The sequence below is a fragment of the Streptomonospora nanhaiensis genome (assembly GCF_026642255.1).
In the GTDB taxonomy this organism is placed as follows: domain Bacteria; phylum Actinomycetota; class Actinomycetes; order Streptosporangiales; family Streptosporangiaceae; genus Nocardiopsis; species Nocardiopsis tropica.
In genome coordinates this window covers 827,905-842,428 of sequence record NZ_CP113264.1, presented here as the reverse complement: position 1 = coordinate 842,428, position 14,524 = coordinate 827,905, and the positions used below count along the sequence as shown (strand labels likewise).

Genomic DNA, 14,524 nt, shown 5'->3' with positions numbered 1-14,524 from the left:
CCCATCGGACGCGACGGGTCCCTTCCCGCCCGGGAAGGGACCCGTCGCCGCCCGGCGGGGGCCGCCCGCCGGGGTCGCACGGGGCGCGCGCCGGACCCCGGCCGCCCCCTCAGAACCCGAAGGCGCGGCGGGCGTTGCCCGCGACGATCCCGGCGAGCTCGTCCTCGTCCATCCCCTTGACCTCGGCCAGCAGGCGCAGGGTGTGCGGGATCAGGTACGGGGCGTTGGGGCGCCCCCGGTAGGGCTTGGGCGTGAGGAACGGGGCGTCGGTCTCGACCAGCACCAGCTCCGGCGGCGCCGCCGCGGCGGCCTCGCGCAGCGACTCGGCGCTGGCGAAGGTGACGTTGCCGGCGAAGCTCATGAAGTACCCGTGCTCGGCGCACACCCGGGCCATGCCGGCGTCGCCGGAGAAGCAGTGGAAGACGACGCGCTCCGGCGCGCCCTCGTCGGCCAGGATCCGGAACACGTCGTCGTGCGCGTCGCGGTCGTGGATCATCACGGCCTTGCCGTGGGCCTTGGCGATGGCGATGTGGCGGCGGAACGACTCCTCCTGCGCCCGCGCCCCCTCGGGCCCCGTGCGGAAGGTGTCCATGCCGGTCTCGCCGACCGCCACCACCTGCGGCAGTGCGGCCAGCTCGTCGATCCCGGCGAGCGCCTCCTCCAGCCCCGCGCGGCCCGCCGGCTCCCTGGCCTTGCCGGCCCAGTCGGTGTCGTCGGGCTCCACGCCGGAGGCTCCGTCGCCGTGCACGATGCGCGGCGCCTCGTTGGGGTGCAGGGCCACCGCGGCCCACACCTTCCCCGGGTGCGCCGCGGCGACCTCGGCCGCCCACCGCGACGACGGCAGGTCGACGCCCACCTGGACGAGCGGGGTCACCCCGACGCCCTCGGCGGCCGCGATGATGTCCTCGACGGCCGGGGTCTGCATGTCCATGTGGGTGTGGCTGTCGGCCACCGGGACGCGCAGGGGCTCCGGTACCGGCGGAGGGGTCTGGTCGTTGCGCTCCCTGACCGCTCTGCCGCTGCGCTTGCCCATGGTGTTCACGTTCCTTCGCGAAGGCGCGCCGACGGGCGTGGCCCGTCGGCGCGGTCGTCCTGCTTCCCGGCCGTCGCCCGGGCCTACTCTGCGGGGTTCTCCAGGCGTGCCAGCTCCTCGTCCACGACGGACGGGTCGAGCTTGGCGAACAGCGGCTCGGGGCGGCCCAGCGGCGTGCCCGGCACGATCGGCGTGGACTCCCAGCGCGCGGCGTCCCCGGCGTAGTCGCCGGTGATGACCAGGTAGTCCACCGCCTCCTCCGAGCCGCCGACGGTGTCGAGCCCGGTGTCGAGCCGGGGCATGCCCGTCCAGGTCCCGGTGCCGCCGAGCATCGCGTGCACCTTGTTGGCCGACTCCGGCAGGTACGGCGTCAGCAGGGTGTTGGCGTCGTGGACCAGCTGGAGGGCCACGTGCAGGACGGTGGCCATCCGCTCGGGGTCGGTCTTCTTGAGCGCCCACGGGGCCTGGTCGGAGATGTACTTGTTGGCCTCGGCGACGGTCCGCATGGCCTCCTGGAGGCCCGCCTTGAACTGGGAGCGCTCCAGGCGCTCGCCGACGCGCGCGAACGCGCCCCTCGACGCCTCCAGCACGGCCCGGTCCTCGTCGGTGAGCTCACCGGCCGCGGGGATCTCCCCGAGGTTCTTGGCGGCCATGGAGATGGAGCGGTTGACCAGGTTGCCCCAGGCCGCGACCAGCTCGTCGTTGTTGCGGCGCACGAACTCGGCCCAGGTGAAGTCGGTGTCCTGGGTCTCGGGCCCGGCGGCCATGATGTAGTAGCGCAGCGCGTCGGCCGAGTAGCGCTCCAGGAAGTCGCGCACATAGATGACGACGCGGCGTGAGGAGGAGAACTTGCGCCCCTCCATGGTGAGGAACTCGCTGGAGACCACCTCGGTGGGGACGTCCAGCCCGCCGAGCGGTCCGGGCTCGCCGCCCCGGTCGCCCCGGCCCGACGCCCCCAGCAGGATCGCCGGCCAGATCACCGAGTGGAAGACGATGTTGTCCTTGCCCATGAAGTAGTAGGACCGGGCCTCGTCGCTCTGCCACCAGCGCTTCCACGCGTCGGGCTCACCGATCCGCTTCGCCCACTCGATGGACGCCGACAGGTAGCCGATCACCGCGTCGAACCACACGTACAGGCGCTTGTTGGCGTTGTCGCTCCAGCCGTCCAGCGGGATCGGCACGCCCCAGTCGAGGTCGCGGGTGACCGCGCGCGGCTGGAGGTCGTCCACCAGGTTCAGGGAGAACTTGAGGACGTTGGGCCGCCACTCGCCCTCCTTGCCCGTGAGCCAGGCGGTGAGCACCTCCGCGAACGCGGGCAGGTCGAGCATGAAGTGCTCGCTGTCCACGAACTCGGGGGTCTCGCCGTTGATCCGCGAGCGGGGGGAGATGAGGTCGATCGGGTCGAGCTGGTTGCCGCAGTTGTCGCACTGGTCGCCGCGCGCGCCGTCGAAGCCGCAGATCGGGCAGACGCCCTCGATGTAGCGGTCGGGCAGCGTACGGCCGTTGGATGGGGACACCGCGCCCTTGGTGGTGCGGGTGAACACGTACCCGTTGTCGTACAGCGTGGTGAACAGCTGCTGGGCGACCGCGTAGTGGTTGCCCGTGGTGGTGCGGGTGAAGAGGTCGTAGGACAGGCCGAGGGCGACGAGGTCCTCGGAGATGATCCGGTTGTAGCGGTCGGCCAGCTCGCGCGGGGTAACGCCCTCCTGGTCGGCCTGCACCTGGACCGGGGTGCCGTGCTCGTCCGTGCCGCTGACCATCAGCACGTGGTTGCCCGACATTCGCTGGAAGCGGGAGAAGACGTCGGAGGGGACCCCGAAGCCGGACACGTGGCCGATGTGGCGCGGTCCGTTGGCGTAGGGCCAGGCGACCGCGGTCAGGATGTGGCGATTCGACGACATGCCCCAAGCCTAAAGCCGCCGGGGGCCTGCCCCGCACCTCATTTCTCCCGCTCGCGCGCCCCCGGCCCCCCGTGTCGCCGCCGATCCGCGCGGCGGCCCGCACCTCTCCCCGCCGGGGACGATTCCCCGGGGAGGACCCGTACCCGTATGCTCTGCTGGACGATCCGCGTGCCGCCGGGGCGCGCGGTGACGGAGACGCCCTCTCCCCGGTCCTTCACCTGAGGCGGTGGTCACCACGGATACCCGTGCCCTACCCCGCCCTGCCCGGCACACCACCGCGCTCCTCACGAGCATGGTGCTGCTGGTCATCCTGTCGTTCCCCGTCGCCTCCGGCACGGGCGGCGGGACGGCCTCCGCCCACCTGCCGCCGCACGGCCTGGCCAGCGCCCCCGACGGCGCCCCGGGCCGCGCCGCCCAGGAGTCGGTGACCCCGCGCGAGCGCGCGAACCTCGCCGAGAACCCCGTGCTCACGGTCGGCCCTCCCGCCACCACCTGCGACCAGCGCTCCGTCCTGCGCGACCTGCCCGACACGGTGCCCGGTCGCGCCCTGCGCCTGGCCGTGTGGGACCAGCCCTGGTGGCCGCTGCCGCCCCCGGCCTCCGACCCCGTTCCCGAACAGGTCGCCTCCGGGGAGCTGCCGCCGACGCGGGCCCCGCCTCTCGCAGCGAACACCGTCATCTGACCGTCCCCGGCCACACCCCCCGCCCGGTTCCTTCCGGGCGTGCGTTCGGCTACCCGTCTTCGCAGTGAGAGGTACCTACCCCTTGTCCAGTCAAACGGGAGCGGGAGCGCGCTGGACACGCGCGCTCATCTCCCTCCTCGTCATCCTCGTCGCGTTCGGCGCGGCGTGGTTCATCCCACCCCGCCTGGGACTCGACCTCAGCGGCGGCACGCAGATCGTGCTGGAGACCCAGGACGGAGCCGACGGCACCCCCGCCGACTCCGACAACACCGACCAGGTCGTCGAGGTGCTGCGCCAGCGCATCGACCGCCTCGGCGTGGCCGAGGCGACCATGTCCCGGTCCGGTGAGAACCGGATCATCGTCGAGCTCCCCGGCGTGCAGGACCCCGCGGAGGCGGCCCAGATCGTGGGCCGGACCGCGCAGCTGTCCTTCCACCCCGTGCTGGGCGTCGGCGAGCAGGGCGGCCAGGGCGTGCAGGCCCCCCCTGCCGGCGACTTCGCGAACGCGCCGGACACCGCGGCCGACGAGGCCCGCGCACCCTCCGACGCCGAGGGCGCCGAGGGCGGCGAGGACGCCGGCGGCGGCGGGGAGGAGATGACCCCCGAGCAGCTGGAAGAGCTCATGGGCAGCATGGGCGGCGACCCCACCGGGGGTCAGCAGGCCCCGGCGGGTCCCAGCGCGGAGAACCCGGAGGACGTCGCCATGACGCTCCCGGACGCCGACGGCACCTACCTCCAGCTCGGTGAGACCGCCATCCGCGGCGACCGGGTGTCCAGCGCCGACGCGGCGCTCGACAGCGTCAACCGCACCCAGTGGACGGTCAACGTCAACTTCCGCGGCGAGGGCCGCGACCAGTGGGCGGAGCTGACCGGCGCCGCGGCCTGCTACGAGCAGGGCGACCCGCGGCGCCGTGTGGCGATCGTGCTGGACGACCAGATCATCTCCGCCCCGGAGGTGAACCCGGAGATCGGCTGCGAGGTCGGTATGCCGGGCGGTTCCACCAGCATCACCAGTCCCACTTTCACCAGTGAGACCGCGGACGAGCTGGCCGTGCTGATCGAGGGCGGCTCCCTGCCGCTGCCGGTCACCGAGGTCCAGCGCCAGACGGTCGGCCCGACCCTGGGCGCCGCCGCCATCGAGGCCAGCGCGATCGCCGCCCTCCTGGGCATCGCGTTCACCGCGCTGTACATCACGCTGGTGTACCGCCTGGTCGGCTTCCTCGCCTCGGTCGCCCTGGCGTTCTACACGCTCATCGCGTACGGAGCGCTGGTCGCGCTGGGGGCCACGCTGACCCTGCCGGGCCTGGCCGGCTTCGTGCTGGCCATCGGCATGGCCATCGACGCCAACGTGCTCATCTTCGAGCGGGCGCGCGAGGAGTACCAGCGCCAGCAGAAGGTGTACGAGTCCAACAAGTCCGCGGGCATGCGTGACGCCACCGAGGACGAGGCCGCCAAGGCCGAGACGGGCGCGCTCGCCCGCCGTCGCCGCAGGGCGGTCCCGCCGAACCTGGAGAAGGCGTTCGTCGAGGGCTCCCGGAAGGCGTGGAGCGCCGTCCTGGACACCAACGTCACGACGCTCATCGCGGCGGCCCTGCTGTTCTTCTTCGCCTCCGGCACCGTCCAGGGCTTCGGCGTGACCCTGAGCATCGGCACCGTCGTCTCGATGTTCTCGGCGCTGGTCATCGCGCGCGTGTTCGTCGAGTGGGCGGTCCGCAGGGCGGTCATCCGCAAGCACCCGGCCGTCACCGGACTGAACCAGATCGGCCCGATCCGCACCTGGCTGGTCGAGAAGAACCCCGACCTCATGAAGCACCGGGGCAAGGCCCTCGTCGTCGCCGCGCTGATCGTGGCGGCCGCGATCGCCGCACCGCTGATCCGCGACACCAACCTCGGTGTCGAGTTCACCGGCGGCCGCGTGATGGAGTACGAGGTCACCGGCGACCCGATCTCGGTGGACGAGGCGCGCGACATCATCTCGGGCCTGAACTTCCCCGGCTCGGACACCGCCGTCGTGCAGGAGTCCGGCGACAGCGACATCGCCGTGCGCACCGGCGACATCTCCGACCCGGAGGCGGAGAGCATCACCGACGCCCTGTCGGAGGCGACCGGCGGCGTGGAGAGGGTCAGCGACGAGCTGATCGGCCCGAGCATGGGCGACGAGCTGCGCAACCGGGCCCTGATCGCCCTGGGCGCCGCGCTGACGCTCCAGATGATCTACCTGGCCTGGCGCTTCCGCTGGTCGTTCGGCGTCTCCACGATGCTGTCCCTGGCGTTCAACATGCTGCTGGTGGTCGGCCTGTTCATCTGGCTCGGCAAGCCGATCGACGGCGTCTTCCTGGCGTCGATCCTGAGTGTCATCGGCTTCACCGTCAACGACACGGTGGTGGTGTTCGACCGGGTGCGCGACGAGTGGGCGAGGGACGAGAAGTCCTCGTTCAAGGAGATCGCCAACCGGGCGGTCCTCAACACCCTGCCGCGTACGGTCAACACCACCGTCGGCGCGTGGATCATCCTGGGCTTCCTCGTCTTCCTCGGCGGGTCCTCGCTCCAGGACTTCTCGATCGCGATGCTGGTCGGTCTGACCACGGGCGTGGTGTCCACGGTGTTCGTCGCCGTGCCGCTCGCCATCTGGCTGCAGAAGTGGGACCGCACGGCCCCGCCCCACGTGATCAAGGACCGCAAGGCCAAGCAGAAGGTGGCGGCCAAGGCCGCCCGCGAGGCCGACGACGGCGCCGTGGTCTAGCCGTGTTCGGCGCCGGGGCCTCCTCGCGGAGGTCCCGGCCGAACGGACGAGGGCCCCGGGAACGTGTGGTGACACGTTCCCGGGGCCCTCGCCGTTCCCCGCCCGGACGGGCGGCGGATCAGCCGGCGGCGACGGGCGCCGGCGGCCCCTCGGAGGCCTGCACGAGGACGAAGCCCTGCCCCTCGAAGGACAGCTGGACCGCCTCGCCGCTGCCGCGGCCGATCAGCGCCCCGGCCTTCATCGTGCGGCGCACGCCGGTGCGCAGAGTGCTGGACCAGGCCACGGCGGAGTCGGTGTCGACGAAGGTGGGCTGGTCGACGTTGATCAGCACGGGAGCGCCGTGGCAGGCGACGGCCACGCGGCCACGCCCGCCGAAGACCGTGTTGAACAGGCCGCCGGCCGCTATCCCGGCCCCCTCGACCCGGCGGATGTCCCAGCTCAGACCCCCCTCGAAGGCCAGCACGTTCTGACCGTTCACGGTGAGCTGCTCGTCCTCCAGGTCGATCAGGTGGACGTCCCAGGCGTCGCGGGCGAGGAACACGTCCCCGCGGCCGGAGACCTTCATCAGCGGCAGGCCCTCGCCCGTGAAGGCCTTCTTGAAGAACTTGCCGACGCCCCCCGCCCCCTCGTAGGAGAAGTCGACCTGCCCCTGGTAGGCGACCATGGCGCCCTGGCGGGCGTAGAACTCGCCGTTGAGGCCCACACGGAGCATCTTGTGGTTCTGGAGGTGCATGCCAGGCTGGGTGTTCTCCTGGGCCTGCTGGAAGAGCTGACTTCTCATGAACGATCCTCGATCGACGGTCACGTGTGCTCCTGGTGAGACGCTCCGGACGCGGAAAGGTTCCGCGTGCCGCCCCTGTTCTCCCGGGCTCCGTCCGCCTGTGCCCCCGCTTCCCCCGGGGCCGGGGGAAGCGCGGGGCGGGGCGCGGGGTCAGTCGGCAGCGACGATCCCGTGCACGAGGTCGTAGACCCGGCGCTTGGGCACGCCCGTCTCCTTGGCCACGCGGGTGATCGCCTCCTTGCGGCGCACGCCCTCCTCCTCCAGAGCGGCGACGGCGCCGGCCAGCTCCTCGTCCGTCGCCTCCCCCGCGCGCCCGCGGGCCCCCTCCACCACGACGGAGACCTCGCCCCGCACCCCGTCGGCCGCCCAGGCCGCCAGCTCCCCGAGCCCGCCCCGGCGCACCTCCTCGTAGGTCTTGGTCAGCTCCCGGCAGACGGCGGCCCTGCGGTCGGCGCCGAACGCGTCCGCCATCGCCCCCAGGGTCGCGGCGACGCGGTGCGGGCTCTCGAAGAACACCATGGTGCGGCGCTCCGCCGCCAGGTCGGCCAGGTACCCGCGGAGCCCCTTGCGGGGCGGGAAGCCCTCGAAGCAGAAGCGGTCGGTCGGCAGCCCGGACACGACGAGCGCGGTGGTGACGGCGGAGGGCCCGGGGATGGCCGTGACGGGGATGTCCTCCTCGGCGCAGGCGGCGGCGAGCCGGTAGCCGGGATCGGAGACCCCCGGCATCCCCGCGTCGGTCACGACGATGACGTCGCGGCCCTCCCTCAGGTCGGTCATCAGCTCGTCGGTGCGCCTCGCCTCGTTGGCGTCGTAGTACGACACCACGCGGGCCCCCTCGGCCCCGCCCAGGCGCACATCCGCACGCGAGGCGAACTGGCGTAGCCTGCGGGTGTCCTCGGCCGCGATGACACGTGCCTCCCCCAGGGCCCGGAGCAGCCGGGGCGGCGCGTCCTCCACGTTCCCGATGGGCAACCCGGCGAGAGTCAGGGTCCCGACCCTCCGCGTCGCAGCTCCGCCCTCAACCACTGTGATCCCCGTCCTGTCACGCTACGGTTGGCTCTATCACGCCACCCGAAACCTGGTTTCGTGGTACGTCCGCAATGGACAACCATCTCCGACCCCAACCTACGAGCCGAGATGACCTCCACCGCACTTTCCTCCGAGGCAGAGCCCTCGACGCCGCCCTCTCCGCCCCGCAGGGTCCCGCTGCGCGCACGGTTCCTGCCCGCCGATCCCTCCCCCTGGTGGCTGGCCTGGCTGGGGGCCTCCCTCGTCGCGCTGTTCGCCGGGGCGCTCAGGCTCTTCAACCTGGGGCAGCCCGAGCGGATCTACTTCGACGAGACCTACTACGCCAAGGACGCCTACGGGCTCTGGCGGTACGGCTACGAGCACGAGACCCGCGAGGAGCCGATCGAGGCCGACGACCTCCTCAACAGCGGCAGCCAGGACATCTTCGCGGGAGGCGGCGACTTCATCGTCCACCCCCCGGTCGGCAAGTGGATGATCGCCCTGGGCGACTGGGTCTGGTCGCTGTTCCCGTTCGGCGCCACGATGACCCCGGAGGGGTGGCGGTTCGCCGCGGCCCTGGCCGGCACGGTCTCGGTCCTCATCCTGGTGCGCCTGGCCACCCGCATGACCCGGTCGCTGCTGCTGGGCTGCACGGCGGGCCTGATCATGGCGCTGGACGGCCTGCACTTCACGCTGAGCCGCATCGCCATGGTGGACATCTTCCTCACCCTGTGGATCCTCGCCGGGTTCACCTGCCTGGTCATCGACCGGGACAGGACGCGGGAGCGGCTCGTCCGGCTGTCGGAGGCGGGGGCGGACCTGGCGGCGGTGGGCTGGCTGGGGATGCGCTGGTGGCGGCTCGCGGCGGGGCTGTGCTTCGGGCTGGCGATCGGCACCAAGTGGTCGGCGCTGTTCTTCGTGGCGGCGTTCGGACTGCTCACGGTGGCGTGGGACTACGGGGCGCGGTCCAGCGTCGGCCAGGTGCGCCCGTTCTGGCGCTGGCTCGGGACCGACGCCGTGCCGGCGTTCCTCCAGACCGTGGTGGTGGCGGGGGTCGTCTACCTGGTCTCGTGGTCGGGCTGGCTGTTCACGCGGGGCGGCTACAACCGCGACTACGCGGACGGGATGCTGCCGGACGTGGTCCCCGGGTTCCTGCACGCCCCGGTGGAGGCGCTGTGGAGCCTGTGGGACTACCACCGGCGGATGATGGGGTTCCACACCGAGCTCACCAGCGACCACTCCTACATCTCCGCTCCGTGGGAGTGGCTCGTCATGCGCACACCGGTGATGTTCCACTACAACGGCGAGGCCGTCGGCTGCGGGACCGGCAACTGCGTGACCTCGGTCGTGTCGATCGGCACGCCGATCATCTGGTGGGTCAGCCTGCTCGCCCTGGTCGTCATGTTCGCCTGGTGGGTGACCTTCCGCGACTGGCGCGCGGGCGCGGTGCTGCTGGCCGTCGCCGCGGGGTGGCTGCCGTGGTTCGCCTACCCGGACCGCCCCATGTTCCTCTTCTACGCGCTCCCGCTCCTGCCCTTCCTCGTCCTGGCGATCGTGCTTGCGCTCGGCCTGGTGATGGGGGCAGGGGACGACAGCCCGCGTTTCGCCCCCTATCTGAGGGCGGGCGGAGGCATCGTCTACGGCGTCGTCCTGTTGTTGATCGTCGCCTACTTCGCGTACTTCTATCCGGTGTTGGCCGCCTATCCGATCGAGGAGTCGGTCTGGCGGGAACGCCTCTGGTTCGACGTGTGGATCTACGGCAACGACGCTTCCTGAACCACCGGTGGAGAACACGCATTCCGCCGATCTCCATTAGTGGCAGAGAGAGCGGAAAGCAACAGTTTCCAGTAGCCGAAACAGGACACCGGGGAAGGGCGGATTCCTGCCGCGAAAGGCTCGGCACGGCACCACCCTCCCTGGTACTGTCTGCAACTGGTTGCTGTTGTAGTTTCCATGGATGCCCGAGGCGCCTCGCGGAACTTCACGTGGGCGCTCGTCGATACGGGGATTACTCGTCGGTTCGGCGCCCGGCGACCCGGGGCCAGCAGGGTGCGGCCCCGCCGTAGTCCCCAAGGGAGAGCACATGGCTCAGGGCACCGTGAAGTGGTTCAACTCTGAGAAGGGTTTCGGGTTCATCGCCGTCGAGGGTGGTCAGCCCGACGTGTTCGTGCACTATTCGGCGATCACGGGCACCGGCTTCCGGAACCTGGAAGAGGACCAGAAGGTCGAGTTCGACATCATCCAGGGCCCGAAGGGCCCGCAGGCGGCGGACGTTCGAGCGATCTAGACCGCCGCACGTGCGTTTCCCCAGCCCTCCGCTCTCCGAGTGGGGGGCTGGTCCGCGTTCCGTCTCCCAGGTGTGACCGGGGCAGGGTTACCGCACCCGGCTGATACCGGTTAACCTGCATGGGGCCGGTAGGTACACCGAGGGACGAGGGTCGCGCATGTTCAACATCAGCGGGGTGGAGTTCGTCATCCTCCTCCTTCTCGCGCTGCTGATCTTCGGGCCCGACCAGCTGCCGAAGGCCGCCCAGCAGGTCGGGCGGGTCCTGAGACAACTGCGGACCATGGCCAACTCGGCGTCCAACGACATCAAGGAGGGGCTGGGCCCGGAGTTCAAGGACTTCGACGTCCAGGACCTCAACCCCAAGCGCTTCGTGCAGAAGCACTTCTGGGAGGAAGAGGAGCAGGAGAGGAAGCCCGCGGCGCGCCTCAACGGCAAGCGCCCGCCCTTCGACGACGAGGCCACCTGACCCCGTCCGCTCCGCAGCCGGCCCTCCCCGCGCCCTCACCCCACGAGCATGAGCACGAACAGGCCCAGGCCGAGCAGGATCACCGAGCCGGTGATGATCGCCGGTGAGCCGAACGCCAGGATGAGCACCTCCACCGCGAGCGCGCCCCCGACGGCGCCCGCCGCCCACGGCCAGCGCGGCGCGGGGTCCCACCCGTGGCGGCGCTCACGCACGACGGTGACCGCGAACGCGACCGCGATGAGCAGCCAGAACACCAGGTGGGCGAAGGCGCGGGTCTCCGGCTCGACGTAGTCGGCCATCCCCCCGACCACCATCACGTAGGTGAGCGTCCCGGCGAGCAGCCGCCAGTGGCCCCCGCTCCTGTGCGCCGGGATCGTCCTGAGGCGGGCCGGCGTGGTGCGCCGGAAGCGCTCCGCCGCGGCCAACGGCCCGCCCTCCTCGTCCCCGGCCGGTCGGACCGTGGTCTCCGGAGGCGGCTGCGGGGGTTCGGGCCGGGGGCCGGGCGGCTCGTACCCTCCGGCCGGAGCCGGTTCCTCCGGGTACTCGTAGCCGCCGGGGGGCTGGGGGGAATCGGGCACGGTCCGCCCCTTCACGGTTGGCGGGACCCGGCCCTGGCCGGACCGGGGGTCGTGTCCGTGTCCCTACCCGGTGCGGTCCGCCGTCAAATCAGCGCGCCGCGAACCGTCGGCCGGCGGAGCGGGGCCGACCGGGCGCCGGAAGGACGAAGGGCCCACCCGATCATGGATCGGACAGGCCCGGGCTTCGGGGTTCAGTGAAACCCGTTCGGCGGACTGGTTACAGCCAGGACCACCCGTTGTTACGGACGGTCATCGCGTGCGTGGTCATGGCATCTACCTTTCGTTTGGCTTCCAGCCCATCCCACGACCACGATGTCGTGGGGTGCTCTGTTCACGCAAGACCCGGAGTGAAACATTCATCGTTTTACGACACGGGGACCGGAAAAATCACCGTGCTCACCTTCCACATAAACGACCTCGACGCGTCTTCGCAGTTCAGAGGGGCTGCTATTCATGTACATGACACTCACCCTGCCCCACGACCTGCCAAAACAAGCCCACCCATCCGCAAAATACATTCCACACGGATAACAGAGAGCGACAGTGGCGAACGTGAACTCCGAGTGAAGACCGGAGCTATTCTTCGACCGACTCCCCCCGAAATCCGCAGGGTGACGGGCGGACACCATCCAGGATCTCACGGACAGAGTGCCAGAAAACGGAGGTATCCACATCTTTTCACCGCGAACTCGTCACCCCTGACGGTGACAGCGCGTCATGGACTCCCTGGCACGCCGGGCGACGACCGTCCGACGATCGGATCTCGGCGCCGAGTTTCGGTCACCCGCTAAGGCTCATAACCATCAGCCCCTTCTGGTCCGCCGCCCCGGGGGGGCCTCCCCCGGGGAGCGCCGGGGCCCCCGCCCCAAGGGGTCGGGAGCGGAGGGGTCGGGAGGACCGCGGGTCCCCCGCCGGGGGCTCCCGCACGCGGGCCCGGCGCCCGCGGCCCGCGCGGTCCCGCCGGACGCCGGGCGCCCCGGAGGAGCCGCCTCCGGAGCCCGCGGTCGGCGTCCTCGACCCGGGGGTCCCGGCGCCCCCCGATGCCCCTCAGTGCCCCTCCGGCGCCCCCGCAGGGGCGCCGGGGCGTCCGCCTCCCGTCACCCGGGCCGCGGAGCCCGCCCGCGGCCGCCGGGCGCCGTTCCGCCGATGCCGGGACCGGGCCCGGCGCGGTCGCCGCAGCAGGGGCCGGCAACGGCCGCGGAACCGCGTCCGGCGGGATCAGCCGGACCCGGTTCCCGGCACTCCCCCCGAGGGGCCGGACACCGGGCCGAACAGGAGCCCCGCGCTCCGGCGTGTGATGGTGAGCAGGTCGGTGTCCTCGAACAGCCGCCGGACGCCGGACCTGTCGAGGTTGCCGGTGAGGGCGAGGGTCGCGATGCCGTGCACGATCGCCCAGCCGGCGACCACGGCCGCGGCGCCGTCCTCGACGGGGCGCCCCTCCTCGGCCAGTGACCTCACACCGCCCTGGAGCTCGGCGAACGCCGCCTCGCGCGCGGCCTCCAGCTCCTCGTCGCCCTCGCCCAGCAGGGTGGGCGCGAACATCACCTGGAAGTGGGCCGGGCGGTCCGTGGCGAACCGCACGTACTCGACCCCCGCCTCCAGGAACCCTCCACCGGCCTCCCGGTCGGCCCTCAGCCGCGCGGCGAGGTCCCGGAACCCCTCGACGGCCAGGGCGTTGAGCACGCCCTCGCGGCTCCCGAAGTGGTGTCGCGGGGCCGTGTGGCTCACCCCGAGGTCGGCCGCGAGCGAGCGCAGGCTGAAGGAGTAGGGCCCCTCCCTCTCGATGACCTCCGCGGCCCGTTCCAGGACGGCGGCCCGCAGGTTTCCGTGGTGGTATCCGTCTGCCATGACTCGAACTGTACGCCGGTAAGTTTCCGGCGTGAAGATGACGGGCGGCTCCTGCCGGGAAACCCCCCGGGAGCCCGGGGGTAGTCTGTGGGGCACCGGCCCGCCCCGTCTCAGGGGATGGACACTTCGCCGGTGAAACTCGGGGCTCCGGTCCGGAAACGACCGCCCGCCGCAGGGAAGAGCAGTGCCCCTCGGTCCGGGGCCGCACGGCAAGGGGTCCGCGTCCGACCGGGCGCGGGCCCCTTCCGCCTCTCCCGTCCAGCGGCGGCCGCGGGCGCCCCGGACACACCGGAGGGGCCGCGGCGGCGGCCCCTCGACGCGCCCTCGGTCGGGCCGCGAAAAAAATCCAGGCGGGCCCGTCCCGAAGGACGTGACCCGCCTGGTCTTCTGGTGGAGCTATGGGGATTTGAACCCCAGACCCCCTCGATGCGAACGAGGTGCGCTACCGGACTGCGCCATAGCCCCGAAGACGAGTTAAACGATAGCAGGAATCCCGGGGTGGTCCGAACCGACCGTTCCACCCCGGGCCGGGATCAGTCCCCGGCGGCTCGCAGACGCGCGTCCGCGTACTGGTCGTACACCTGGCTGCGCCGCTCCTGGAGGGCGATGACCTTGGCCTCGCGCTCGGCGTCGACGCGCTGCTCCTCCTCGGCCCTGCGGGCGCGGAGCACGGCCCTGCGGCGGGCCCGCGCGGCCGCCTCCCGCTGCTCGGCGTCGGCCTTGGCCGCCTCCCGGAGGAGGATCAGGTGCCCGGAGAGCAGGAGCACCGGCGGGGCGATCACCCACCACGGCCCCAGCCCCAGCGAGACGGCGGCGGCCGTGGCGACGGTCACCAGCGTGAGCACGCTGGTGCGGCGCCGGCGGCGGGCGATCACCCGCGCACGCGGCTCGCGGCCGGCCCGGTACTGCTCCCGGGCCCGGTCGATCTCCTGCGCGCCGCGCACCCCGGGATCGGGCTCCAGGTCGTCCCGGTGGATGACCTGGGTCTCGGTCAGGTCGGGGTCTTCGTCGTCGGCCCGGCCGTCGACGTCCTCCCCGGGCCCGTCGGCGCCGGGCTCGCCGGGACCCTCGTCGTCCCCGCGCTGCTCGTCGTAGACGACCTCCGCGGAGTCCTTGCGCAACAACATCGGCACAAGGACTATGAGCCACACCACCACGATGGCCAGGTACAGAGGAGAGCTGCTCATCACCCCTCCT

At 71.8% G+C, this 14,524-nt stretch carries 12 protein-coding genes and 1 tRNA gene; 5 read left to right on the top strand and 8 right to left on the bottom strand.

The annotated features are described in order from the left end of the window. Positions 1 to 109: 109 nt before the first annotated feature. Both OUQ99_RS03840 and metG read right to left on the bottom strand, forming a co-directional pair. Positions 110 to 1,033, bottom strand: a complete 924-nt coding sequence (locus OUQ99_RS03840) for a TatD family hydrolase (RefSeq protein ID WP_267948043.1) — start codon at positions 1,031 to 1,033, stop codon at positions 110 to 112. 83 nt (positions 1,034 to 1,116) lie between these two features. Then, positions 1,117 to 2,934, bottom strand: a complete 1,818-nt coding sequence (gene metG, locus OUQ99_RS03835) for a methionine--tRNA ligase (protein WP_267948042.1) — start codon at positions 2,932 to 2,934, stop codon at positions 1,117 to 1,119. 226 nt (positions 2,935 to 3,160) lie between these two features. Here metG and OUQ99_RS03830 point away from each other — a divergent pair, with 226 nt between their 5' ends. Next, positions 3,161 to 3,616: a hypothetical protein gene (locus tag OUQ99_RS03830; protein WP_267948041.1), complete on the top strand. Its 456-nt coding sequence runs from the start codon at positions 3,161 to 3,163 to the stop codon at positions 3,614 to 3,616. Positions 3,617 to 3,698: 82 nt separating this feature from the next. After that, positions 3,699 to 6,359, top strand: a complete 2,661-nt coding sequence (gene secD, locus OUQ99_RS03825; protein WP_267948040.1) for a protein translocase subunit SecD — start codon at positions 3,699 to 3,701, stop codon at positions 6,357 to 6,359. Between the two features lie 118 nt (positions 6,360 to 6,477). Here secD and OUQ99_RS03820 read toward each other — a convergent pair whose 3' ends face one another. Continuing rightward, positions 6,478 to 7,140: an AIM24 family protein gene (locus OUQ99_RS03820; protein WP_267948039.1), complete on the bottom strand. Its 663-nt coding sequence runs from the start codon at positions 7,138 to 7,140 to the stop codon at positions 6,478 to 6,480. 150 nt (positions 7,141 to 7,290) lie between these two features. After that, entirely contained in the window at positions 7,291 to 8,166 is an 876-nt protein-coding gene (gene rsmI / locus OUQ99_RS03815) for a 16S rRNA (cytidine(1402)-2'-O)-methyltransferase (RefSeq protein ID WP_267948038.1), read from the bottom strand. Between the two features lie 111 nt (positions 8,167 to 8,277). On the opposite strand from rsmI, the gene OUQ99_RS03810 reads away from it, so the two are divergent. The 3 genes from OUQ99_RS03810 (at position 8,278) to OUQ99_RS03800 (ending at position 10,901) form a co-directional block, all read left to right on the top strand. Beyond that, a complete protein-coding gene (locus OUQ99_RS03810; RefSeq protein WP_267948037.1) occupies positions 8,278 to 9,924 on the top strand; it encodes a dolichyl-phosphate-mannose--protein mannosyltransferase in 1,647 nt (548 codons plus the stop codon). A gap of 307 nt (positions 9,925 to 10,231) precedes the next feature. Continuing rightward, the gene (locus OUQ99_RS03805; RefSeq protein WP_267948036.1) at positions 10,232 to 10,435 is read left to right on the top strand and encodes a cold-shock protein; all 204 of its coding nucleotides are present in this window, start codon (positions 10,232 to 10,234) and stop codon (positions 10,433 to 10,435) included. A 157-nt stretch (positions 10,436 to 10,592) separates the two neighbouring features. Beyond that, on the top strand, positions 10,593 to 10,901 hold the full coding sequence (locus OUQ99_RS03800; RefSeq protein ID WP_267948035.1) for a sec-independent translocase: 309 nt from the start codon (positions 10,593 to 10,595) through the stop codon (positions 10,899 to 10,901). 35 nt (positions 10,902 to 10,936) lie between these two features. On the opposite strand, the gene OUQ99_RS03795 is transcribed toward OUQ99_RS03800, so the two are convergent. From OUQ99_RS03795 to sepX, 4 genes are all read right to left on the bottom strand, one after another. After that, positions 10,937 to 11,479 carry a hypothetical protein gene (locus OUQ99_RS03795; RefSeq protein ID WP_267948034.1) on the bottom strand — a complete coding sequence of 181 codons (543 nt, stop codon included), beginning with the start codon at positions 11,477 to 11,479 and terminating at the stop codon, positions 10,937 to 10,939. A gap of 1,218 nt (positions 11,480 to 12,697) precedes the next feature. After that, positions 12,698 to 13,327, bottom strand: coding sequence for a TetR/AcrR family transcriptional regulator (locus OUQ99_RS03790; RefSeq protein ID WP_267948033.1), 630 nt, complete (start codon positions 13,325 to 13,327; stop codon positions 12,698 to 12,700). 388 nt (positions 13,328 to 13,715) lie between these two features. Continuing rightward, positions 13,716 to 13,792: transfer RNA gene (locus OUQ99_RS03785), tRNA-Ala, on the bottom strand. A 68-nt stretch (positions 13,793 to 13,860) separates the two neighbouring features. After that, positions 13,861 to 14,514 carry a divisome protein SepX/GlpR gene (gene sepX / locus OUQ99_RS03780; RefSeq protein ID WP_267948032.1) on the bottom strand — a complete coding sequence of 218 codons (654 nt, stop codon included), beginning with the start codon at positions 14,512 to 14,514 and terminating at the stop codon, positions 13,861 to 13,863. Positions 14,515 to 14,524 lie beyond the last annotated feature (10 nt).